The sequence below is a fragment of the Staphylococcus sp. Z5-21 genome (assembly GCF_056529615.1).
Window position 1 is genome coordinate 694,277 of the sequence record NZ_CP096462.1, and the last position, 23,313, is coordinate 717,589.

The following is a 23,313-nucleotide window of genomic DNA, read 5'->3' on the forward strand; positions in this document are numbered from 1 at the left end:
AGTGTTATATAATACTTTTGAAGCTTATTCATTAAATAAAGCCATAGAACACAACGAGAGTAGTCAATAAGGAGGCCATTTTTTATGGAAAGTAAAGTATCATATTTTATAAATTCTGAAAGAGCATTAAGTCAATTAAAACATTGGTTAAAATCTGTACATCGCTTATCAATAGAAGAATTTGTCATATTGTATAAAGTGTATGAAGCAAAGAAAATGAGCGGTAAAGAGTTAAGAGATACCTTGCATTTTGAAATGCTTTGGGATACGAGTAAAATTGACGTTATTATTAGAAAAATTTATAAAAAAGAGCTCATTTCTAAAGTGCGTTCAGAAACGGATGAAAGACAAGTTTTTTATTATTATAATGATATACAGAGTAAATTATTAGATGATATTATCAATGAAATTGAAAAAATTCAAATAGCACAATAGTGTGATATACATAAATTAAAACAATCAGATAGGATTACAATCAAATATCCATAAAAGTTCTGTGGGTTTATATTCGATAAGGAATGGCTAGGAGTGGATTACCTTAACTGATCCAGAAAATCTACTAACTTAATATCGTAGGGGAATATACTTTATAGTTATTTACTGTCGAACTAAAAAGAGTCTGAGACATCAAGCGGTGTCTCAGACTCTAATTTTTTAATTAAAATGAACTTAAATTTTTAACTTTTCTGCCGTGTACAAAGTAGTAAATGATCGCTGTGATTAAAACGATGATTGCCATTATTGCATAAAGTTGTGCGTAGCTCACAGCTGATGTAAAGAACCCTAATACATAAGGTCCAAATCCTAAACCTAAATCAAGACCAATAAAGTAAGTAGAAGTCGCAATACCATATTTAGCCGGCGGTGAGACTTTAATCGCAATGGCTTGCATACAAGATGAAATATTGCCGTAACCAGCACCTAAGCATAAACCAGCAATTATGAGTAACCAACCATTGTTTGTAATACTTAAAGTAAGGAAAGTAATGATTAAGAATATGAATGCTGGATAAGCTACTACATTTTCGTTTTTTTGATCCATTAATCGACCAGCAACTGGGCGTGTAATAAGTGAAGCAATTGCATAGAATATAAAGAAGTAACTTGATATTGTTACAAGATTAATTTCTTGGGCAAAAAATTGAAGAAATGTAAGAATTGATGAATAGGTTAAACCGGAAATCAACATGATAATTGCAACGGGTACAGCCTCTTTTGCAATATAATTGTTAATATTGAATTTTTTAGATTGAGTCGTTTGCTTTTTAGACTCTGTGTTACTTTCTACTTCAAATTGTAATTTAACAAAGAAAGAAATAATAAAGCTGATAATGCCACAGAGTAAGCAGATTGTGAATAATAATTTAATAGGGAAGCTATTGATTAGTAATAAACCGAAGAATGGTCCGATTGCTGCACCTATGACCAAACTTAAGGAGAATAAGCTAATGCCTTCACTCTTTCTGTCATTTGGTGTGACATAAGCTGCAATTGTTCCTGTAGCAGTTGTAGTAATACCTGTAGCAATACCATTAAAGAGTCTAGTTACCATTAAGAAAGCTAAAGAACCTTCTATAAAATAAAATAATTGTGTAACTAATAAAAAGCCTAAACCAATGAGTAATATACGTTTAGGACCAATTTTATTAACATATTTACCAGTCGTAAATCTACCTATTAATGAGCCGATAATAAATAGCCCTGTAACTAGTCCAGCAACACTATCTGAGGCGTGGTACTCTGATTTTGTATAACTAGCAATAATAACAATCAGTAGATACATACATAGATTAATTAAAAAATTAGTAAAAAAGTTAATGTTAAAACTTTTTGTCCAAATCGGTGATTTCAGAGAAGTGGATTGATTCATTTGACTATTCCTCCATATTGATAATTTGTTCATGGATCTTTTGAATGACTTGTATTGCATAGTTAAGTTCATCATCTGATAAACCAGTATTTTCAATAATTTTATCCTGTACATCACATATACGTGTATTGATTGCACCATAAAGTTGCTGTCCTTTTTCAGAAAAAGATAATAATTTTTCTCTTTTATCTTCTCCAAGTTCAATCGTAAGTAATGATTTATCAGAAAGTACTTTTAAAATCTTTCTTGTAGTTGGTTTTTCAATTGCTCGACGCTTTGAAATTTGAACGAGTGTCGTTGGTGCGTTTTGAGCAATATCTTTTAATACCAACCATTGTGCGGGATAAACATCAAATTCCTCAAATACCGGTTGGAAAAATTTAGTGTAGGGTCTATAAATAGCTGTTAGATGATTGAATATACTTTGTGAGTCCATAAGATCCTCCTTAATAGTTAGCTAGGCTAACCTATTTAACAACAAACAATATTGTAAACCTTTTTGTAGGATAAAGCAATAGTATTTTATTTTTAAAATCAAGTTATAACCTGTTTGATGTTAAAAAGACTTAAGCGAACATAAAAAATCATGCATTGATAATAAATGAAGAAATAGTGATTGAAATGAGGGCAAGCTGGTGGGAATTTCAGAAAATTTGTCATTTCTCACATTTGTAATTGAGTCAATGTATAAATAGTTGAGGAAAAGTGACAATAAGCGCCGACATTTGGTGAGTTTAATATGAAAGAAAGTTGTATGGATGTGTTATGAGAAGTAAAGTCGTATGCAATTTGTTATGATGAAGCTAAAGGAAGCTTAGGGGAGAGAAATTAATGCAATATTTGAAATTAGATCATATTATCCATTATATTCATCAGTTAGAGAACTTTAAATTTCCAGGTCATTTATTAACTTTGAACCAAGGTGGACAACATGAGCGTTTTGGTACATTTAATAGATTAGCTTATTTAGAAAATGCTTACGTAGAATTGTTGGATGTTTATAAACCGGAAGTTTTGCAAAAAATAGTGAAATCGGATGAAGGGCGTGTATCATTCCCATCTAAAATTGTGCAAGACCAATATAGTCAAGGAATGAAGACATTAGCTTTAAGTACGGCTGACATCAATCAACTTAAGGAAGATTTAGAAGAAAAAGGTATAGATGTTATCGGTCCGATTGAAATGCACAGAGAAAACATTAAAGGTGATAAAACATCCTGGAAATTATTATATATTGCAGATCCAGACTATAGAGTGAAGCCACCGTTCTTTATACAGTGGGATGAGAACGAGCAAAAAAGGAATGAAAAATTAGAAGCACTTCGCCAAAAAGAATTTATGATTAAATCCATTAATTTGCATAGTACCGAACGCGCACATACTGTGAAAAAATGGCAACATTGGTTTGATATGGACATAGTTAGTGAAGATGAGAAAGTCACAATACTTAAATTAAAACATGATGATTTGATATTTAAAATAAGTGATGGTCCTAACTCAGGATATAAATCAATAACAATTAAAGATACTAAAACGACTTCTCCATATACTTTAATTATAAGAGGGTTAAGTTATATATTTGAGGCAGATTAATAAATGTAAATATAAGCACTATGAGCGATAATGAATATGTGTATCAATGAAATAATAAGTGTTAAAATAGTTAAATAAGTGGAAAACTTATTAGTACGCAATAACAGTAAGTAAATAGATATAACAAAAGTTAATGCTGCTAAAATAATTCTTAGACTTAAATATGAAATTGTCAGTGGTTCAATAAAAGCTTGAATAACGAAAACTAAATTAATAATTAAAAACAATCCAATAATAATACTACGCATAGTTACACCTCATTTCTAAATTTATTATAGTATATCAAATGAGTGAATTCTATGTGAAAGTTTGCTAAAAGCATTGTATAATACCAAAGTATTGAATTGATAAAGGAGACATCAGTTTTTATGGAAAAAATGAATATTACAGATCAAGCACATGATGCATTTGTTAAAGCACACCCACAAGGTGACTTATTACAATTAACGCAGTGGGCAGAAACTAAAACATTAACTGGATGGTACTCAAGACGTATCGCAGTTGGAGAAGACGATGAAATTGTAGGGGTAGCACAACTACTATTTAAAAAAGTACCTAAACTACCTTATACACTGTGCTATATTTCAAGAGGATTTGTAACAGATTATAGTAACAAGTTGGCATTAGAAACTTTACTTGAAGCTGCAATGCAAATTGCCAAAGAAGAAAAAGCATATGCTATTAAAATTGATCCAGATGTTGAAGTAGATAAAGGTGCAGACGCTTTGTCTAATTTAAGAGCGCTTGGGTTTAAACATAAAGGGTTTAAAGAGGGCTTATCTAAAGATTATATTCAACCAAGAATGACTATGATTACACCAATAGAAAAAACGGATGAAGCATTAATTCAAAGTTTTGAACGTAGAAATCGTTCAAAAGTGAGATTAGCTTTAAAACGTGGTACTACAGTTGAACGTTCAAATAGAGAAGGTTTGAAAACATTTGCTAATTTAATGCAAATAACAGGCGAAAGAGATGGTTTTTTAACTAGAGATATTAGTTATTTTGAAAATATATATGATGCATTACACCCTGATGGGGATGCTGAGTTGTTTTTAGTGAAGTTAGAACCTAAACCTGTTTTAGAAGATCTAAGACAAGAATTGCATGAACTAGAAGTTGAAAAAGCAAAACTTGCAGATAAAAAGCAGGATAAGAAGACACTTAATAAAATAAATGATGCTGATAATAAAATAACCAAAACTCAAGAACTCATTGATGAAATGGTTACTTTAGAATCAACGCATCCAGAAGGCATTTATTTATCAGGTGCTTTATTAATGTTTGCTGGTAAAAAATCTTACTACTTATATGGGGCTTCATCAAATGAGTATCGTAACTTCTTACCAAACCACCATATGCAATTTGCTATGATGCAATATGCAAGAGAACATGGTGCAACGTCATACGACTTTGGTGGAACTGATAATAATCCTGATAAAGATTCAGACCATTATGGTTTATGGACATTTAAAAAAGTTTGGGGCACATATTTAAGTGAAAAAATTGGTGAATTCGACTATGTGTTAAATGCACCTTTATATCAAATTATCGAGAATATTAAACCAAAACTTACAAAAGCCAAAATTAAACTGTCTCGAAAATTAAAAAAATAAAGCATTTCAGAATAAATAGACGCGTGCTATATAGAGCTAGAATACATTGATTCAACTTTATAGCACGCATTTTTTATGATTGCCATGGAATAATGATACGTATAGTGATGTTGAAATTTAAAAGTTCAACTAAATGTCACAGGACAAATTGTCTATAATTAATAAACTACATATTTTCAGGACCATACTTGTGGTAAATTAGAACTGTTAAAGGGATATGTGAGAGGAGAAAAACACATGATAAAAAAATTATTGCAGTTTTCATTAGGAAATAAATTTGCAATATTTTTAATGGTTTTGTTAGTTATATTGGGCGGTGTTTATGCCAGTAGCAAAATGAAATTAGAATTATTACCTGACGTTGAGCCACCAATGATTACCGTACAAACCTCCATGCCAGGTGCTACACCAGAAACAGTAAAAGAAGATGTAAGTGATAAGATTGATGATCAAATTAGATCGATGGCAGGTGTTAAGAATGTTAATGCTCAATCTATACAGAATGCATCAATGGTTACGGTTGAATATAATGAAGGTACTAATTTAGATAAAGCAGAGAACGACCTCAAAAAAGAGTTAGATAAAATAAAATTTGGGGAGAATGTTGAAGAGCCGGAGTTAACAAGAAGCTCTATAGATGCTTTTCCAATAGTTGCTTATTCATTTACTACCAATGATAATGATTTAAAAGATACAACACGAAAAATTAATAATCAGTTATTACCAAAACTTCAAACAATTGATGGGGTCCAAAATGCGCAACTTAATGGGCAGACGTCACGAGAAGTATCAATAAAATTTGACCAAGATAAATTAGAAGCAAGTGGGTTAACTAAAGAGCGTGTTCAACAGTATTTGAAAAGTGCTACAAGTGAAACACCACTAGGCCTATTTCAATTTAATGATACTGAGAAATCTGTCGTTATTGATGGTCAATTTACATCCGTTAAAGCACTTGAAAATTTAGACATTCCGTTATCTGCAGCAGCAGGAGATAGTCAATCTCAAGGTGATGACGGAGCGTCAAGTCAAGGTGCTGAGCAACAAGCTTCTGCTTCCCAATCTGCAACTACAGCATCGAGTAGCCAATCAAGTGATTCTGAAGTACCATCCGTAAAATTAAAAGAAATTGCACAAGTATCTGCAGGCGATGAGCGGGCATCTATATCTAAAACAAACGGTAAAGATGCAGTTAATGTTCAAATTACAAAAGCACAAGATGCAAACACTGTTCAAGTTGCCAAAGATACAAAAAAAGAAATTGATCAATTTATAAAAGACAATCCGAAAATGGTTGCTACAAAAGTGATGGATACAGCAAAACCAATAGAAGATGCATTGTATACAATGATTGAGAAAGCTGCACTAGGTACCATTGTAGCGATTATCGTAATTCTATTATTTTTAAGAAATATCAGAACGACTGCCATTTCAATTGTATCTATACCCATGTCCATTTTAATTGCAATGGTTGCGTTGAAATTATCAGATGTTTCATTGAATATTTTAACGTTAGGAGCATTAACTGTTGCGATAGGTCGTGTTATTGATGATTCTATCGTTGTTGTTGAAAATATTTACCGACGATTATCTGATAAATCAGAAGCACTTAAAGGTGATCAACTCATTGTAAGTGCTACAAGCGAAGTATTTAAACCAATCATGTCATCGACGATTGTTACAATTGTCGTGTTCTTGCCATTAGCTTTTGTAAGTGGCTCTGTAGGAGAAATGTTTAGACCATTTGCACTGGCAATCGCATTTAGTTTACTAGCTTCATTACTTGTATCTATTACGATTGTTCCTGCATTAAGTGCTACTTTCTTTAAAAAAGGTGTAATACAGCATAAACAGGAAACATCGTTAGGATTTATCGGTAGAAAGTATAAATCCGTTTTGAACTGGTCATTAAATCACAAATGGATAGTCATTATTATCAGTACAATTATATTAATTGCAAGTATTGGACTTGGGGCTGCTAAACTAGGAACTAGCTTTATTTCTACGGGTGAAGATAAATATATGGCATTAACTTATACGCCTAAACCTGGAGAAACGCAAAAAGGGGTATTAGACCATGCAGAGCAAGTACAAAAATATCTGAATAGTAAAGATAAAGTGCGTACAGTTCAATACTCAGTTGGCGGTCCAACACCTAATGATCCAACTGGTAACTCTAATAGTATGGCGATTATGGTTGAGTACGATTCGAACACACCTCATTTTGATGAAGAACCCGATAAGGTGTTACAGCATATTGAAACATACAAACATCCTGGTGAGTGGTCAAATCAAGATATGGGTACTGGTGGCAGTAATAATGCTTTAGAAATTACTGTTAGTGGTCCATCATTAGAATCAATTAAAGGTTCAGTGAAGAAAGTTGAAGATGAAATAAAAGATGTCAGTGGGACTGCAAATGTTAAATCAGATTTAACACAAACCTATGATCAATATAATATTAAAATAGATCAGAATAAGGCAGCAAGTTATGGATTATCTGCTTCACAGTTAGCAATGACCTTGAATCAGAATACACCTGAGGAAAGTGTGACAACTGTTAAAGAAAAAGGGAAGTCCATAGATGTTAAAATTAAGGAAGATAAGCAAACAGATTGGTCAAAAGATAAGTTAGAAAACACAGAGTTGCAATCTCCTACAGGTCAGTCTGTGGAATTAAGTGATATTGCTGAGTTAGAAGAATCGACAACGCCAAACAAAATTGAAACGAAGGCTGGAGATGAAATCGCAACCGTTTCAGCTAAAATTACAAATGATGACGTAGGTGGTACATCACAGAAAATAATGTCGAAAGTAAATCATATCGATACACCAAGCAATGTAAAAGTTAACGTTGGTGGTGCAAATGAAGATATTAGCAATGCCATAACACAATTAGCGATGGCTATGTTAGCCGCTATTATCATTGTATATCTAGTGCTTGTATTGACATTTAAAGGCGCACTGGCACCTTTCACAATTCTATTTTCATTACCATATACCATTATAGGTGTAGTAGTGGCTTTAGTTATAACGGGAGAGACAATATCGGTAACAAGTATGATAGGTATGTTAATGCTGATTGGGATCGTAGTAACGAACGCGATTGTATTGATTGATAGAGTGATTAATAAGGAAAAACAAGGGCTTGAAATGAAAGCAGCGTTATTAGAAGCGGGTGGCACGCGTATCAGACCAATTTTAATGACGGCACTTGCAACAATCGGTGCTCTAGCCCCAATGCTATTTGGTGAAGATAGTTCAATCATTATTTCAAAAGGTATGGCTGCAACGGTTGTAGGTGGATTAATTTCATCTACATTGCTAACATTGATTGTTGTTCCGGTTATATATGAAATATTGTTTACCCTTAAACGTAAAATAGTGAATCGACAAAAACATAATAAATAAAAAATAAGGGAATGGGACAGAAATCAAATTTTTAAATAGAGATTTCGTAGTCCCACGTATCCAATCAAGGCAAGGATGACTAGGATTGAAATGTTTACCTGAGCTAAAGCTCATGCATAAGTCTCACTAGCATTTTTATGTGACATACCTCATATATTTTTGCATAAGAACTACTTTTTCAATTTATGAAAATGAGTAGTTCTTTAAATCAGTGATACTTTACATTTTCAATTCAGTCATTTACTGCCTAAACGAAAAAGAGTCTGAGACAACTAATTTATGTCCCAGACTCTTTTAATTAAACAGCGTATAGCTAAAATATTTTTGAGTATCAGAATTACCAATTAATATAAAACTAATGTTAAAATAGCATAGATTATAAATAATATAATACTGATGATATTTAAGATTTGAACCGCTTTTGGGTCTTTCTTACTATGTTTGAAAGCAGTGATTTCAACATTACCAACTAATAATAATAATATGATGAAAACCCACCAATTAATTGCAGGGAATGATAATGTCGTAATTGCAACAACAAATAATAAGAGCAAGGCCATTATAATACGCAAAATACGCGTGATAATCGTATCCATTCTAAATATGCTTATGTAACACACGATTAGATAGAGTACTGGTAAAAAGATAAGATAGAGTAGCATATTGTTACATCCTTTCTATGTTCGCCTTTAATCTTAGCATGTAAAAAAAATATTTACTAGGATGTTATTTATGTTCTTTTTGACTAATTTCTGAACGTACAGATGCAATTTCTTTTTCTATTTCTTCAAGTTGCTTTAATAAAGGGTCGACTTGTTGATTAACAGATTCTCTTTTTTCTAAGTCACCTTGTAATCGAACATAATCATATTTTAGTTCAGCTAATTTTTCATTCAAATCCATTATCGCACACTCCTTTGCGGGTAGAAAACGCCTACACCAGTTTGAATTGAATTATAACATGAAATTGAAAGCTTCTAAAATAACCAATTTATATGTTAAGCTATGAAAATAGAATGAAAACGAAATAACTTAGTGAAAGAAGGATTATTGTGACACAACAATTTATCATAATTATTTTACTCATTGCATTAGGTTATACGCTTAAAAGAATCAATTACTTTAAAGCAAATGATAGCCAAGTACTGTCGACATTAGTATTAAATGTCACGTTGCCTTCTTTAGTTATCGTGAATTTGAATGAAGCTAAATTGGATGTCTCGTTATCTATTTTACCTATTATGATGATTTTATATGGTGTCATTACAAAAGTAATAATTGTATGGTTCTTTATAAAATATGATAATCAAATTCGTGGTGCAACAGGTATGATGATGGCTTCTTTAAATATTGGCTTATTTGCTTACCCTCTGGTTGAGGCGATTTGGCCAGAAACTGGTATGATTTATTTTGGTATGGCCGATATTGGTGGCGCAATCATTATGTTTGGTGTGACTTATTTTGTAGGAAGCTATTTTAGCAGTGGTGGAGACAGTTTTGATTTTAAATATTTAGGAAAAAATTTATTGAAGTCTGTACCACTTATGACATATATTATTATGTTTATTTTAAATATGATGAATATTCATTTTCCAGACCCAGTCATTGATTTCTTTTCTGTATTATCAGGTGCAAATATGCCATTATCAATGATACTTCTAGGGTTAATGTTGAATTTTAGTATAGATAAACGCTTTTTACCAATTGCTATTAAGTATTTAGTAGCGCATTATGGTCTTGGTATCATTGCTGGCTTACTTGTTCACTTTTTCTTGCCAGTGAATGATGAAATGATAAAGACTACATTACAAGTAGCATGGCTCTTACCAGTAGGTGTAGCGATTATACCTTATTCAATTCAGTTTAAATATAAAACATTGCCTCTAGTAGGGATGGTTACTAATTTAACAATCGTGATTAGTATTATTATCTTGTATATTTATCAGATGTTGTTTGTTTAAAGTGCTCTAAAATTTAATAATAAAAAGAAACATGATCAATATAAAACGATTATTGGTCATGTTTTGTTTCTTAATAAGTATTAATTTATGCAATTAATATATAGATAAATAAAAAGACAGAAAGCGCGTGATAGCATTCGCTTTCTGTCTTTTGTTGATAGCAATGAGATTAGCCTTTACCACCCATAAATGCAGGATAGTTTGTCATACCACCATCAACATATATTGTTGTACCGTGAATATAGTCTGCTAAATCTGAAGCAAGGAATCTTGCAACATTAGCCACTTGTTGTGCGTCGCCTATAACTTTGGCTGGAATCATTTCAAGTGTTTCTGCACGCGTTTTCGGATCTGAGAATTTTTCTTTTGTATGTTCTGTTACGATAGCACCAGGAGATATATTGTTAATGCGAATGCCATACTGTGCATATTCCATTGACATTGTTTCCATCATTAATTTTAAACCGCCTTTACTTGCAGCATAATTCACATAGTTTGGCCATGGAATTTTATCGTGAACACTTGATGTATTAATGATAATACCTGGTTTATCTTCTTTTAAAAATTGATTAACAGCGGCCTTAGCACCTATGAATGCACCGGTTAAATTAATATCAATGACTTTTTGCCACTCATCTAAGGGCATTTCGTGCGTAGGAATTGGTTTTTCAAAACCAGCATTGTTAATCATGATATCTAAAGTACCAAATGTATCAACTGCAGTTTTGACTAATTGTTCGACGTCTGCCTCTTTAGAAACATCAGCATATGCTTTAATCGCTTTACCACCAGCGTCTTCTATTAGTTTTATAGATTCGGCAACAGCATCTAAGCTACTTTCTGAACGATAGTTAATGACAACATTTGCTTTTTCTTTACCGAATTGTTCTGCCATTGCCTTACCAATACCGCTACTACCACCTGTAATCACAACTACTTTATTTTCTAAATCTGTAAACATATATTGAAGCCTCCTTAAAAGTTATTCCTACAAAAAGGTTTAGAACAGACGTGTTGTTAATTTGGAATAGTATAATTAACGTTGAACGCTATGTCGATGTTCTAAACTTAATGATGTGTAATATATTAAATAATGCCTAACCTTTTAAATTACCTAATATAAAGGCTGCAATGATTATTAATACAATCCCAGCCCAAATACCAATCATTTGGCGTTTGTCTTTTCTTTCTCCTAGTAAGAAGATACCACCAAGTGTAGATACAATTACTAATAATTGTGAAAATGAGAAACTTGTTGCTACACCAACTTTAGGTTGTGAATAGAACATAAATAAATTACCAATTCCCCAAATGACACCTGGGATAATATTCCACATAGTACTTTTTACTGATGTCTCATGTTTAGCAGAAAGTATTAAACCGCCAATAGCCATACCTATTGATTGGAAGAAGAGGGCATTCATTCCATCTACACCAAATATTTGTGCTACGACTACATAAACAACGTAACCTACTGTAGAAATAATCAATATAGGAATTGCTTTGCCGAATTTATTGTTACCGCCTGAAGCTTCATTTTTACCTTTAATTGAAGTTAATGCGATACCAATTACTAATAACACCATAGCAACTAAACCTAATGTAACTTGAATTCCTGTACTCCATTCTCCAAGAAAAATAGCACTGAATAATGTCGTACCAACTAATTGTAAACCAGTAGAGATTGGCATCGTTTTTGAAACACCAATTAGACTAATTGATTTAAGTTGATAACCCTGACCAAGCGCCCAAAATGCACCTGAGATTAAACCAACAATAATGACGGCGAGGTCATCAAATTTTGCATTACCTGTAAGTAGTAAAATAATTCCGATAATTAATGTACCTAATGTTGTCCCTCTAATTTGATTATATGGGCCACCACCAACAAGCACGTTAATTAAAACAACACTACCCCAGAATAATGCAGGCAATAACGCAATTAACAAATCCATATATATACTCACTCTTTCTATTATATTGTCCCTCGAGAATAACCATCTTTGGTTGTTCCTGAACTTCTAGTTTAAAACAAAATATTACGTTAGTAAAAAATATTAAATTAAAAAGAACGATTTCTTTGTTTATTATGTTTTAAACATACATTTTATTTGTGTATTAACGAACTTGTTTTGCTTGCTTCTTAATTAAAAATCAGCCAATATGTGCAGCAACGTATTTGAATTTTTTATATTCATAATTGATGTTGAAGCCTAATTCATGAAATCGTTCTACGAGTGTATTATTTTTACTGCGAATTTTGAAATAAATCTTATCAACATCATAATTTGAAAATGTATATTGAAGCGCGTAAGATAATAAATCAAAAGCAATACCCATAAATCTATAGTCAGTGTGTGAAGAAAAATATTTGATTTCAGCTTTTTTCGTATTTTCAAAAACTTGTAAATAAAGATAACCTTTTAATAAGCCTTCAGACATAAATATAAATAATTTATTGTGACTATCTAACGATTCAATGATTTCTTCTGCAGTCATCACATCGTGTTTAAAGGTATCATGGTGTAACTTCTCGAATAGTCGATAATAAGCAGGTTGGTAGGTGGTAATGTTTTGAGCATGATCAATTTTGCCTATATCTTGTGTAGATATGAGATGATAATCCGTAAAACTATAGGAAGCTTCAATTTCTTTCATAAAAGGCATGTAATCTTGTTCCGTTTCCTCGAATGAAAAATTAAAATTCGCAGTCTCCGGTTTGCTTTGAACCAAAGCTTCAAATAAAGTTTTAAAATTTTCTTCAGTGAGTGAAAGTGATTTCCTGACAAAAGGACCGAGCACTTTATATTTATTTTCTTCATATTTAAATGCAAGCATGAGCATTTCAATTTGTGCTTGGTCATCAACTTGTGCAAATACGCCTGGATCCTCTAAGGATTGTCTAATCGTTGCTTCAACATCATCGTGTGCTTGTGGCAGCTTGTATAAGTACGATGTGTAATGGTAATCGGCTTCATTTATAAACTTTACAATTTGATCATAGTTATTTAATTGAACAATTTTCATAACAATACCTCCGTATAATGATCTATTAAGTTAATTATAAGAACTTTTCGATGTAAATGGAAGTTTTGATGTGCTACATACATGTTACAATAAATATAATACTGAATTTGAAAGGGCGAAATTATGAAATCACTGATTATAGCTGAAAAACCTTCAGTTGGTAGAGACATTGCCAATACGCTAAACATTAATGAAAAACGTAATGGATATTTTGAAAATAATAAATATATTGTTACATGGGCATTAGGGCATTTAGTAACAAATGCGACACCAGAACAATATGATGCAAGTTATAAAGAATGGAAATTGAATGATTTACCGATTATACCCAATAAAATGAAAACAATTGTGATAAGTAAAACGAGAAAACAATTTTCGACAGTGCAATCATTAATTAATAATAATAAAGTAAAAGATATTATTATTGCGACAGATGCAGGACGAGAAGGAGAACTGGTTGCTCGTTTGATATTGGATAAAGCGCATAATAAAAAACCGATCAAGCGTTTATGGATTAGTTCTGTAACCAATAAAGCAATCAAAGAAGGTTTCAATAAACTGCAAGATGGACGTAAGTTTAATAATCTATATCATGCTGCCTTAGCACGAAGTGAAGCAGATTGGATAGTTGGTATTAATGCTACACGTGCACTGACTACAAAATATGATGCACAACTCTCATTGGGTCGTGTACAGACTCCGACCATACAATTAGTTCAAATGAGACAAAATGAAATCAATCACTTTAAACCTCAGACCTATTATACAATGAAACTCAATGCGGCTGGTTTAACTTTCCATTGTACTAAGCCACAGTCGCATCCTGATAAAACTGTTTTGGAAAGTATAAAAAAAGCAATCGATGGGCAATCCGGGCACATTGCATCGATTAGCAAGACACATAAAAAAGCATATCCACAACAATTATATAATTTAACGGATTTACAACAAGATGCTTATAAACGATTTCATCTTGGACCAAAAGAAACTTTGAATACCTTGCAAACGTTGTATGAACGTCATAAGTTAGTAACTTACCCACGTACTGATTCTAACTATTTAACAGATGATATGGTTGATACGCTTAAAGATAGATTGAAAGCGATTATGGCCACTTCATTAAAAGATATGGCTAAAGCACAAATGTCACAAACATTTTCATCAAAACAAAGATTTGTTAATAATAATAAAGTATCTGATCACCATGCAATTATTCCCACAGAAGTGCGTCCAGATATCAATCAACTTAGCCAAAGGGAATCTAAAATTTATATGATGATTGCTCAGAGATATTTAGAAAACCTAATGCCACCACATGAATACGAAGCGATCGCCATTGAACTCAAAGTAGGGCAGCATACATTTACTTTTAAGGACAAAGTAACTACTAAATTAGGGTTTAAAGCAATTTATGAAAATAAAGAAAGTATAAATACTCAGATAGATCAGTTACAGAAGGGTACAAAGCTTAATGTAACTAAAATTCTAATAGAAGAACATGAGACAACGGCACCACCTTATTTTAATGAAGGATCACTTTTGAAAGCGATGGAAAGCCCACAAAAATTCTTTGATTTAAGCGATAAAAAACACGATAAAACATTAAAAGATACTGGCGGTATAGGTACGGTTGCAACGAGAGCGGATATCATAGAAAAGCTATTTAATATGAACGCTATTGAAGCTCGTGATGGTAAAATAAAAGTTACGTCAAAAGGGAAACAAATATTGGAATTAGCGCCACAAAAACTCACTTCTCCATTATTAACAGCAGAATGGGAAGAAAAACTTCTACTCATAGAACAAGGGAAATATAATGCGAGCCAATTCATCTCTGAAATGAAAGCTTTTACAAATCAGGTAGTCAATGAGATTAAAGAAAGTGAACAAAATTATAAACATGACAACCTAACAACGACTGAATGTCCTACGTGCGGCAAATTTATGATTAAAGTCAAGACGAAAAACGGCCAAATGTTAGTGTGTCAGGATCCACAGTGTAAAACTAAAAAAAATGTACAACGTAAAACAAACGCACGTTGTCCAAACTGTCATAAAAAAATGACGCTGTTTGGTCGAGGCAAAGACGCAGTATATCGTTGTGTTTGTGGACATACTGAAACACAAGCTCAAATGGATAAACGACACAAAAATAAAAAATCAGATAAAGTAAATAAAAAAGATCTGAAAAAATATATGAATAATGATGAAGGTATTGAAAATAACCCGTTTCAAGATGCTTTGAAGGGTTTAAAGTTCTAAATAATTCGAACAAATAGTTAAAAATTTTAAGTAAGGTTCGTGTTTGCTATTGTAAAATAGTTCGTTTGGTATTAAAATATGTAAGTATTTTAAAAAAAGGAGAACTAACCGTGAAAAAGTACTTCAAGTTTGATAAACACGAAACAAACTATAAGAAAGAGATACTTGGCGGGCTTACAACATTCTTGTCGATGGCTTATATTTTAGCTGTTAACCCTCAAGTACTTAGTTTAGCCGGCGTCGATGGTGTTTCTGAAAATATGAAAATGGACCAAGGCGCAATATTTGTAGCTACAGCATTAGCGGCGTTTGTAGGCTCGTTATTTATGGGATTAATAGCAAGGTATCCGATTGCATTAGCACCTGGTATGGGATTAAATGCATTTTTCGCATTTACTGTTGTTTTAACAATGGGTATACCATGGCAAGTCGGACTTACAGGCGTATTATTTTCAGGATTAGTTTTCGCAGTGTTAACGATGACGGGGCTTCGAGAGGTCATCATCAATGCCATACCTTATCAAATGAAAATGGCTGTCTCGGCTGGGATTGGATTATTTATTACCTTTGTCGGCTTACAAAGTTCAGGTATAATTGTTAAAAATGATTCTACACTAGTTACATTAGGACATATCACAGACGGACCTGTATTACTTACTATTTTCGGTATCGTTGTGACAGTAATACTTTATGCTATTAGAGTACCTGGCGCGATTTTTATAGGAATGGTTTTAACATCTATCGTAGGTATGTTCACAGGGCTGATACATACACCTAGTGGTATCGTTGGACAAGTACCTAGTATTGAACCGACGTTTGGCGCTGCGTTTGAAGCATTTAAGGATCCTAGTCAATTATTAACGGTTCAATTTTTAATCGTTATATTAACTTTCCTATTCATTGATTTCTTTGATACAGCTGGTACACTCGTTGCTGTGGCAACTCAAGCTGGGATTATGAAAAATAATAAATTACCACGAGCAGGACGTGCGTTGTTCTCTGACTCACTAGCAACAATCGTTGGTGCAATCTTTGGTACAACTACGACGACTTCATACATTGAATCAAGCTCAGGTGTGGCAGTAGGTGCAAGAACCGGCTTTGCGAGTGTGGTTACAGGTTTCTGCTTCTTGTTAGCTATTTTCTTTAGTCCATTGATGGAGGTAGTAACCAGTGCGGTGACTACGCCTGCGTTAGTAGTAGTAGGTGTCTTAATGGCAGCTAACTTTGCTGAAATTGATTGGAAAAAATTCGAAGTAGCAGTTCCAGCATTTGTAACGATTATTATGATGCCTTTATCTTATTCTATTGCAACAGGTATTGCTTGTGGATTTATCTTTTATCCAATTACAATGTTAATTTCAAAACGTCATAAAGAAGTACATCCAATAATGTATGCACTGATGATTTTATTTATATTGTACTTTATCTTTGTTCACGGATAACAAAACGAAATAAAAGCACATTGTTCTGTCATTTAGACATTGAACAATGTGCTTTTAATTTTATTATTTGAATGAAAGTATAAGTGTTTAGGAATTAGTTTTGTTCTTGCATAAATAACTAAAATCGAGTTTCTTCATTATATATATTTTAAAGTTATAGTAGTTTAAGCGGATAACCAGATCAAAATGCTTAGAAGAATTTATGACACATACCGTTGGATTGCGCTAATTACATTTGAGGTGGGCAGGTATCCTACGATAATAATTAATGATCCTTACGTCGATCTTCCGTATAAATTACCTTTGCGTATTTGTTTGGTACATATAGTGGTGTAGATAATAAAATGAAAATGAAAAATAGCATTAAAAAGAATAAAATCCAATGGATAACCATACCAACAAGTGGAATGAAAGCCAAGAAAGAACCAATCACACCTAATAAAGGAATAAACATCATTGGCTTAATAGAATTTTGTTTATCTACTATTAATATAATCATCATTATAAAGTAGAGTAGCGCGTTAATAAGTAAAGGTTGCCAACCAAAACTTAAAACAATGCTTCCACCTAAGAATGGAATTCCGTAAACCAATTCACTAACTATGAGTAAGACAGATAATACTAACAATGTCATACGTATACCACGTTTCATATAATTCACCACCTAACTGTTTTTAATTATAAAGGAAAGTAAACTATTAGAATAATAATATGAAGAGAGATTAATAAAAATTTTACAAAGAACTAAAAAAAATACAAAAGAGGTTGAAGTGCGTTTCCTAATAAAGTACAATAACAAAGTATGTGTTAGACAAAAAGTTTCAAAACTTTTGCAGAAAAGCTTGATAAATCACTGTTTATCATGTATCATATCTAATGTTGGACTTTAAGAACACGCGATGAAGCGAAAGGTTACTGACACACCCGGCCGCTTTGCCATGGCGCTGTGTGAGATAGTTTTCGTGGAGAAGTCTATCACTTAAATGTAGACGATATAAGGAGGGAAAATTATGGCAAAACAAAAAATCAGAATCAGATTAAAAGCTTATGATCACAGAGTAATCGATCAATCAGCAGAAAAAATTGTTGAAACAGCGAAACGTTCTGGTGCAGATGTTTCTGGACCAATTCCGTTACCGACTGAAAGATCAGTTTATACTGTTATTCGTGCCGTGCATAAGTATAAAGATTCACGTGAGCAATTCGAACAACGTACTCATAAACGTTTAATCGATATTGTTAACCCTACACCAAAAACAGTTGATGCTCTTATGGGCTTAAACTTACCATCTGGCGTAGACATCGAAATCAAATTATAATAGAAAAAATTAGGAGGTGGACTTTCGATGACCAAAGGAATCTTAGGAAGAAAAATCGGGATGACACAAGTTTTCGGAGAAAACGGTGATTTAATCCCTGTAACAGTAGTAGAAGCAAGCCAAAACGTTGTATTACAAAAGAAATCTGAAGAGATTGATGGATACAACGCTATCCAAGTAGGCTATGAAGACAAACAAGCTTATAAAAAAGATAGCAGATCAAGCAAATATGCTAACAAACCAGCTGAAGGACATGCTAAAAAAGCAGGCACAGCACCTAAGCGCTTCATTCGTGAATTCAGAAACGTTAATGTTGATGAATACGAAGTAGGTCAAGAAGTCTCAGTTAATACATTTGAAGCTGGAGACGTAATTGATGTAACAGGCGTATCTAAAGGTAAAGGTTTCCAAGGTGCCATTAAACGTCATAATCAAGCACGTGGTCCAATGTCACATGGTTCTCATTTCCACAGAGCCCCAGGTTCTGTAGGTATGGCATCAGATGCTTCAAGAGTCTTTAAAGGACAAAAAATGCCTGGACGTATGGGCGGTAACACTGTAACAGTTCAAAACTTAGAAGTTGTACAAATTGACGCTGAAAACAATGTTATTTTAGTAAAAGGTAATGTACCTGGTCCTAAAAAAGGATTTGTAGAAATCACATCATCAATCAAAGGTAATAAATAATATACAACGAAAGGAGGAATTGCATAATGGCTAATTATGATGTATTAAAAGTAGATGGAACTAAATCAGGTTCAGTTGAACTAAGCGATGCAGTATTTGCAATCGAACCAAACAACAACGTTCTTTTTGAAGCAATTAACTTACAACGTGCTTCATTACGCCAAGGTACTCACGCTGTTAAGAACCGTTCAGCAGTACGTGGTGGTGGACGTAAACCATGGAGACAAAAAGGTACAGGACGTGCGCGTCAAGGTACAATCCGTGCTCCACAATGGCGTGGTGGTGGTATCGTATTCGGACCAACACCAAGAAGCTACTCATACAAAATGCCTAAGAAAATGCGCCGTTTAGCATTACGCTCAGCATTATCTTTCAAAGTACAAGAGAAAGGCTTAACTGTTGTTGATGCATTAAACCTAGATGCTCCAAAAACAAAAGAGTTCAAAACTGTACTTTCTAATTTAGAACAACCTAAAAAAGTATTAGTAGTAACAGAATCTGAAGATGTGAATGTTGCTTTATCAGCACGTAACATCCCTGGTGTTCAAGTAACTACAGCTCAAGGTTTAAACGTTCTAGATATCACAAGCGCTGACAGTGTAGTAATTACAGAATCAGCTGCTAAAAAAGTTGAGGAGGTGCTCGGATAATGGAAGCAAGAGACGTTCTTAAGCGCCCCGTAATCACTGAAAAATCTTCAGCTGCTATGGCTGAAGACAAATACACATTCGACGTTGATACTCGTGCTAATAAAACACAAGTTAAAATCGCTGTTGAAGAAATCTTTGATGTAAAAGTTGATAATGTAAACATCATTAACTACAAACCAAAGAAAAAACGTATGGGCCGTTACCAAGGCTATACAAACAAAAGACGCGTAGCAATCGTTAAATTAAAAGAAGGATCAATCGATCTTTTCAACTAAAAAACATTACCAATAAGGAGGTAAACGACAATGGCTCTAAAAAAATATAAGCCAATTACTAATGGTCGTCGTAATATGACTAGTTTAGATTTCGCTGAAATCACGAAAACTACACCTGAAAAGTCATTATTACAACCGCTACCGAAAAAAGCGGGACGAAATAACCAAGGTAAATTGACAGTTCGCCACCACGGTGGAGGACACAAACGTCAATACCGTGTTATTGACTTCAAACGTAATAAAGATGGGATCAATGCTAAAGTTGATTCAATACAATATGATCCAAACCGTTCAGCAAACATTGCGTTATTAGTTTATGCTGATGGTGAAAAACGCTATATCATCGCTCCAAAAAACCTAAAAGTAGGTCAAGTTCTTGAAAGCGGTGAAGAAGCAGATATTAAAGTAGGTAATGCATTACCATTACAATTCATTCCAGTAGGTACAGTAATCCATAACATCGAGTTAAAACCTGGTAAAGGTGGACAAATTGCTCGTTCAGCTGGTGCTAGTGCACAAGTACTTGGTAAAGAAGGTAAATATGTATTAATCAGATTAAGATCTGGCGAAGTACGTATGATTCTTTCAACTTGCCGTGCTACTATTGGTCAAGTTGGTAACATCCAACATGAACTTGTAAACGTTGGTAAAGCAGGACGTTCTAGATGGAAAGGCATTCGCCCAACAGTTCGTGGTTCTGTAATGAACCCTAACGATCACCCACACGGTGGTGGTGAAGGTCGTGCACCTATCGGTAGACCATCTCCAATGTCACCTTGGGGTAAACCTACGCTTGGTAAGAAAACTCGTCGTGGTAAAAAATCTTCAGACAAACTTATCGTTCGTGGACGTAAGAAAAAATAAAAATAACTTATTTGCGTGTGCGGCTTAATAGCTGCACGCACACAATAAGAAGGGAGGCGCCACTATGGCTCGTAGTATTAAAAAAGGACCTTTCGCTGACGATCATCTAAAGAAAAAAGTTGAAGCTCAAAGCGGAAGCGAGAAAAAACAAGTAATCAAAACTTGGTCACGTCGTTCAACTATTTTCCCTGATTTTATCGGACATACATTCGCTGTATATGATGGACGTAAACATGTGCCTGTATTCGTAACAGAAGATATGGTTGGTCATAAATTAGGAGAATTCGCACCAACTCGTACTTTCAAAGGACACGCTGCAGACGACAAAAAAACTAGAAGATAATTTCTAACAGGTAGAGGAGGAAATTCGAATGGAAGCAAAAGCGGTTGCTAAAACAATAAGAATCGCACCTCGTAAAGTTAGATTAGTATTAGATCTAATTAGAGGTAAGAGCGCTGGAGAAGCTATTGCAATTTTAAAATTAAAAAACAAAGCTTCATCACCAGTAGTAGAAAAATTATTAATGTCCGCTTTAGCTAATGCTGAACATAACTATGACATGAACACTGATGAATTAATAGTTAAAGAAGCTTATGCTAATGAAGGACCAACATTAAAACGTTTCCGTCCACGTGCACAAGGTCGTGCAAGTGCAATTAACAAACGTACAAGCCACATTACAATCGTCGTAAGTGACGGTAAAGAAGAAGCTAAAGAAGCTTAATATATTTTTTAAGGAGGGTACACTGTGGGTCAAAAAATTAATCCAATCGGACTTCGTGTTGGTGTAATCCGTGATTGGGAAGCTAAATGGTATGCAGAAAAAGACTTCGCATCATTATTACACGAAGATTTAAAAATCCGTAAGTATATTGATAACGCATTACAAGAAGCATCAGTTTCACACGTTGAAATTGAACGTGCTGCTAATCGTATCAACATCGCTATTCATACTGGTAAACCAGGTATGGTTATCGGTAAAGGCGGTTCAGAAATTGAAAAATTACGTAACAAATTAAACTCATTAACAAACAAAAAAGTACACATCAACGTTATCGAAATCAAAAAAGTTGATTTAGATGCTAAATTAGTTGCTGAGAATATTGCACGCCAATTAGAAAACCGTGCTTCATTCCGTCGTGTACAAAAACAAGCTATTACAAGAGCAATGAAAATTGGTGCCAAAGGTATCAAAACACAAGTTTCAGGTCGTTTAGGCGGAGCTGACATCGCTCGTGCTGAACAATATTCAGAAGGAACTGTTCCACTTCATACACTACGTGCTGACATTGGTTATGCACATGCAGAAGCTGACACTACTTACGGTAAATTAGGTGTCAAAGTATGGATTTATCGTGGAGAAGTTCTTCCTACTAAGAACACTAGTGAAGGAGGAAAATAGTAATGTTACTACCAAAACGTGTAAAATATCGTCGTCAACATCGTCCTAAAACTACTGGTCGTTCTAAAGGCGGTAACTATGTAACATTTGGTGAGTATGGTTTACAAGCAACTACAACGTCTTGGATCACATCTCGTCAAATCGAATCAGCTCGTATTGCAATGACTCGTTTCATGAAACGTGGCGGGAAAGTTTGGATTAAAATCTTCCCACATACACCTTACACTCAAAAACCTTTAGAAGTACGTATGGGTGCTGGTAAAGGTGCAGTAGAAGGTTGGATTGCAGTAGCAAAACCAGGTAGAATTTTATTTGAAATCGCAGGCGTAAACGAAGAAGTTGCGCGTGAAGCATTACGTTTAGCAAGTCACAAACTTCCAGTTAAAACTAAGTTTGTAAAACGTGAAGAATTGGGTGGTGAAACAAATGAAAGCTAAGGAAATTAGAGACTTAACCACTTCAGAAATCGAAGAACAAATCAAATCTTCAAAAGAAGAGCTTTTTAACCTACGCTTTCAGTTAGCTACAGGTCAATTAGAGGAAACTGCACGTATTCGCACAGTAAGAAAAACGATTGCACGTCTAAAAACTGTTGCTCGTGAAAGAGAAATTGAACAAGGTAAAGCGAATCAATAATTCAATTGAAAGAGGAGGTTACTAAAGTGAGCGAAAGAAATAATCGTAAAGTTTATGTAGGTAGAGTCGTTTCCGATAAAATGGATAAAACGATAACTGTACTTGTTGAAACATACAAAACACACAAGTTATATGGTAAACGAGTAAAATACTCTAAAAAATACAAAACTCATGATGAAAACAACTCAGCTAAATTAGGGGACACAGTTAAGATACAAGAGACTCGTCCTTTATCAGCAACTAAACGTTTCCGTTTGGTAGAAATTGTTGAAGAATCAGTAATTATTTAATTAA

27 protein-coding genes are annotated in these 23,313 nt (G+C 33.7%); 18 read left to right on the forward strand and 9 right to left on the reverse strand.

What is annotated here, in order from left to right; genetic code table 11:
- The first annotated feature begins 84 nt into the window (after positions 1 to 84).
- Positions 85 to 435, forward strand: a complete 351-nt coding sequence (locus M1D64_RS03245) for a transcriptional regulator, SarA/Rot family (protein WP_002482596.1) — start codon at positions 85 to 87, stop codon at positions 433 to 435.
- Between the two features lie 223 nt (positions 436 to 658).
- On the opposite strand, the gene M1D64_RS03250 is transcribed toward M1D64_RS03245, so the two are convergent.
- A complete protein-coding gene (locus M1D64_RS03250) occupies positions 659 to 1,870 on the reverse strand; it encodes an MFS transporter (RefSeq protein ID WP_041079121.1) in 1,212 nt (403 codons plus the stop codon).
- A gap of 4 nt (positions 1,871 to 1,874) precedes the next feature.
- Entirely contained in the window at positions 1,875 to 2,306 is a 432-nt protein-coding gene (locus tag M1D64_RS03255; protein ID WP_037537915.1) for a MarR family winged helix-turn-helix transcriptional regulator, read from the reverse strand.
- Between the two features lie 395 nt (positions 2,307 to 2,701).
- On the opposite strand from M1D64_RS03255, the gene M1D64_RS03260 reads away from it, so the two are divergent.
- On the forward strand, positions 2,702 to 3,463 hold the full coding sequence (locus M1D64_RS03260; RefSeq protein WP_480977548.1) for a VOC family protein: 762 nt from the start codon (positions 2,702 to 2,704) through the stop codon (positions 3,461 to 3,463).
- Here the strand turns inward: M1D64_RS03260 and M1D64_RS03265 are convergent.
- Positions 3,460 to 3,711 carry a hypothetical protein gene (locus M1D64_RS03265; RefSeq protein ID WP_011302588.1) on the reverse strand — a complete coding sequence of 84 codons (252 nt, stop codon included), beginning with the start codon at positions 3,709 to 3,711 and terminating at the stop codon, positions 3,460 to 3,462. The genes M1D64_RS03260 and M1D64_RS03265 overlap by 4 nt on opposite strands.
- A gap of 120 nt (positions 3,712 to 3,831) precedes the next feature.
- Here M1D64_RS03265 and M1D64_RS03270 point away from each other — a divergent pair, with 120 nt between their 5' ends.
- Both M1D64_RS03270 and M1D64_RS03275 read left to right on the forward strand, forming a co-directional pair.
- A complete protein-coding gene (locus M1D64_RS03270) occupies positions 3,832 to 5,079 on the forward strand; it encodes a lipid II:glycine glycyltransferase FemX (RefSeq protein ID WP_002482600.1) in 1,248 nt (415 codons plus the stop codon).
- A gap of 237 nt (positions 5,080 to 5,316) precedes the next feature.
- Complete coding sequence (locus tag M1D64_RS03275; RefSeq protein ID WP_041079117.1) at positions 5,317 to 8,490, forward strand: efflux RND transporter permease subunit; 3,174 nt, start codon at positions 5,317 to 5,319, stop codon at positions 8,488 to 8,490.
- Positions 8,491 to 8,834: 344 nt separating this feature from the next.
- Here the strand turns inward: M1D64_RS03275 and mspA are convergent, their stop codons facing one another.
- Both mspA and M1D64_RS03285 read right to left on the reverse strand, forming a co-directional pair.
- Positions 8,835 to 9,152: a membrane stabilizing protein MspA gene (gene mspA, locus M1D64_RS03280; RefSeq protein WP_037537921.1), complete on the reverse strand. Its 318-nt coding sequence runs from the start codon at positions 9,150 to 9,152 to the stop codon at positions 8,835 to 8,837.
- A 64-nt stretch (positions 9,153 to 9,216) separates the two neighbouring features.
- A complete protein-coding gene (locus M1D64_RS03285) occupies positions 9,217 to 9,393 on the reverse strand; it encodes an SE1832 family protein (protein WP_194379135.1) in 177 nt (58 codons plus the stop codon).
- 149 nt (positions 9,394 to 9,542) lie between these two features.
- Between M1D64_RS03285 and M1D64_RS03290 the strand changes: the two genes are divergently transcribed.
- Positions 9,543 to 10,451 (forward strand): AEC family transporter, encoded by a 909-nt coding sequence (locus M1D64_RS03290; RefSeq protein WP_002482604.1) that lies wholly within the window; start codon positions 9,543 to 9,545, stop codon positions 10,449 to 10,451.
- A 169-nt stretch (positions 10,452 to 10,620) separates the two neighbouring features.
- Here M1D64_RS03290 and M1D64_RS03295 read toward each other — a convergent pair whose 3' ends face one another.
- From M1D64_RS03295 to M1D64_RS03305, 3 genes are all read right to left on the reverse strand, one after another.
- Positions 10,621 to 11,412, reverse strand: a complete 792-nt coding sequence (locus tag M1D64_RS03295) for a glucose 1-dehydrogenase (RefSeq protein WP_069838148.1) — start codon at positions 11,410 to 11,412, stop codon at positions 10,621 to 10,623.
- Positions 11,413 to 11,548: 136 nt separating this feature from the next.
- Positions 11,549 to 12,406, reverse strand: a complete 858-nt coding sequence (locus M1D64_RS03300) for a RhaT/GlcU family sugar-proton symporter (RefSeq protein ID WP_011302593.1) — start codon at positions 12,404 to 12,406, stop codon at positions 11,549 to 11,551.
- A 199-nt stretch (positions 12,407 to 12,605) separates the two neighbouring features.
- Positions 12,606 to 13,478, reverse strand: a complete 873-nt coding sequence (locus tag M1D64_RS03305; RefSeq protein ID WP_002482607.1) for a GNAT family N-acetyltransferase — start codon at positions 13,476 to 13,478, stop codon at positions 12,606 to 12,608.
- Between the two features lie 123 nt (positions 13,479 to 13,601).
- Here M1D64_RS03305 and M1D64_RS03310 point away from each other — a divergent pair, with 123 nt between their 5' ends.
- Positions 13,602 to 15,740, forward strand: coding sequence for a DNA topoisomerase III (locus tag M1D64_RS03310; RefSeq protein WP_002482608.1), 2,139 nt, complete (start codon positions 13,602 to 13,604; stop codon positions 15,738 to 15,740).
- A 110-nt stretch (positions 15,741 to 15,850) separates the two neighbouring features.
- Positions 15,851 to 17,185, forward strand: a complete 1,335-nt coding sequence (locus tag M1D64_RS03315) for an NCS2 family permease (protein ID WP_011302596.1) — start codon at positions 15,851 to 15,853, stop codon at positions 17,183 to 17,185.
- A 265-nt stretch (positions 17,186 to 17,450) separates the two neighbouring features.
- Here the strand turns inward: M1D64_RS03315 and M1D64_RS03320 are convergent, their stop codons facing one another.
- Positions 17,451 to 17,837, reverse strand: a complete 387-nt coding sequence (locus M1D64_RS03320; protein ID WP_041079114.1) for a hypothetical protein — start codon at positions 17,835 to 17,837, stop codon at positions 17,451 to 17,453.
- A 358-nt stretch (positions 17,838 to 18,195) separates the two neighbouring features.
- On the opposite strand from M1D64_RS03320, the gene rpsJ reads away from it, so the two are divergent.
- From rpsJ to rpsQ, 11 genes are all read left to right on the forward strand, one after another.
- A complete protein-coding gene (gene rpsJ / locus M1D64_RS03325; RefSeq protein WP_002482611.1) occupies positions 18,196 to 18,504 on the forward strand; it encodes a 30S ribosomal protein S10 in 309 nt (102 codons plus the stop codon).
- Between the two features lie 27 nt (positions 18,505 to 18,531).
- Complete coding sequence (gene rplC, locus M1D64_RS03330; protein WP_037537923.1) at positions 18,532 to 19,191, forward strand: 50S ribosomal protein L3; 660 nt, start codon at positions 18,532 to 18,534, stop codon at positions 19,189 to 19,191.
- Between the two features lie 26 nt (positions 19,192 to 19,217).
- On the forward strand, positions 19,218 to 19,841 hold the full coding sequence (gene rplD / locus M1D64_RS03335) for a 50S ribosomal protein L4 (protein WP_002482613.1): 624 nt from the start codon (positions 19,218 to 19,220) through the stop codon (positions 19,839 to 19,841).
- Complete coding sequence (gene rplW / locus M1D64_RS03340) at positions 19,841 to 20,116, forward strand: 50S ribosomal protein L23 (RefSeq protein ID WP_002482614.1); 276 nt, start codon at positions 19,841 to 19,843, stop codon at positions 20,114 to 20,116. The genes rplD and rplW overlap by 1 nt, the downstream gene beginning before the upstream one ends.
- 30 nt (positions 20,117 to 20,146) lie before the next feature.
- Complete coding sequence (gene rplB / locus M1D64_RS03345; RefSeq protein WP_002482615.1) at positions 20,147 to 20,980, forward strand: 50S ribosomal protein L2; 834 nt, start codon at positions 20,147 to 20,149, stop codon at positions 20,978 to 20,980.
- Between the two features lie 64 nt (positions 20,981 to 21,044).
- The gene (gene rpsS, locus M1D64_RS03350; protein ID WP_002482616.1) at positions 21,045 to 21,323 is read left to right on the forward strand and encodes a 30S ribosomal protein S19; all 279 of its coding nucleotides are present in this window, start codon (positions 21,045 to 21,047) and stop codon (positions 21,321 to 21,323) included.
- 28 nt (positions 21,324 to 21,351) lie between these two features.
- The gene (rplV, locus tag M1D64_RS03355) at positions 21,352 to 21,705 is read left to right on the forward strand and encodes a 50S ribosomal protein L22 (RefSeq protein WP_002482617.1); all 354 of its coding nucleotides are present in this window, start codon (positions 21,352 to 21,354) and stop codon (positions 21,703 to 21,705) included.
- Positions 21,706 to 21,729: 24 nt separating this feature from the next.
- The gene (rpsC, locus tag M1D64_RS03360) at positions 21,730 to 22,383 is read left to right on the forward strand and encodes a 30S ribosomal protein S3 (protein WP_002482618.1); all 654 of its coding nucleotides are present in this window, start codon (positions 21,730 to 21,732) and stop codon (positions 22,381 to 22,383) included.
- A 2-nt stretch (positions 22,384 to 22,385) separates the two neighbouring features.
- Positions 22,386 to 22,820, forward strand: coding sequence for a 50S ribosomal protein L16 (gene rplP, locus M1D64_RS03365; RefSeq protein ID WP_002482619.1), 435 nt, complete (start codon positions 22,386 to 22,388; stop codon positions 22,818 to 22,820).
- Positions 22,810 to 23,019: a 50S ribosomal protein L29 gene (gene rpmC / locus M1D64_RS03370; RefSeq protein ID WP_002482620.1), complete on the forward strand. Its 210-nt coding sequence runs from the start codon at positions 22,810 to 22,812 to the stop codon at positions 23,017 to 23,019. Before rplP ends, rpmC begins: the two co-directional genes overlap by 11 nt.
- A gap of 26 nt (positions 23,020 to 23,045) precedes the next feature.
- Entirely contained in the window at positions 23,046 to 23,309 is a 264-nt protein-coding gene (gene rpsQ / locus M1D64_RS03375; protein WP_129303593.1) for a 30S ribosomal protein S17, read from the forward strand.
- Positions 23,310 to 23,313 lie beyond the last annotated feature (4 nt).